Origin of the sequence: Streptomyces ossamyceticus (genome assembly GCF_001418475.1) — a bacterium.
Taxonomy (GTDB): domain Bacteria; phylum Actinomycetota; class Actinomycetes; order Streptomycetales; family Streptomycetaceae; genus Streptomyces; species Streptomyces ossamyceticus.
In genome coordinates, this window is record NZ_LIQX01000802.1 from 928 (window position 1) to 1,237 (window position 310).

The following is a 310-nucleotide window of genomic DNA, read 5'->3' on the forward strand; positions in this document are numbered from 1 at the left end:
TGCGCACATGATGGTCCCGGAGTCGTGGTCGCGACCGGCACGATCGGCCCACGGCCCGGCCGATGGCTCTAGGCTGGCCTCATGCCAGAACGCCACGCCGTGTCACCTGCACCCGGTGCGCATCTGCGCGCTCCCGACAGCGCGCGGCTCACCGAGGCGACCGGGGTGTTCGCGATGCTCTCGGACGTCACCCGGCTGCATCTGCTGTGGCTCCTCGCGCAGGGCGAGTCCGACGTCGGATCCCTGGCCGAACGCTGCGACGCGTCCCGGACCGCGGTCAGCCAGCACCTCGCGAAGCTGCGGCTCGCGG

Annotated in this window: 1 protein-coding gene; it reads left to right on the forward strand. The window is 72.3% G+C overall.

Annotated features, from left to right (window positions below):
• Positions 1-81 precede the first annotated feature (81 nt).
• On the forward strand, positions 82-310 hold a 229-nt coding region (locus tag AOK15_RS43335; protein ID WP_157870510.1), incomplete at its 3' end, for an ArsR family transcriptional regulator.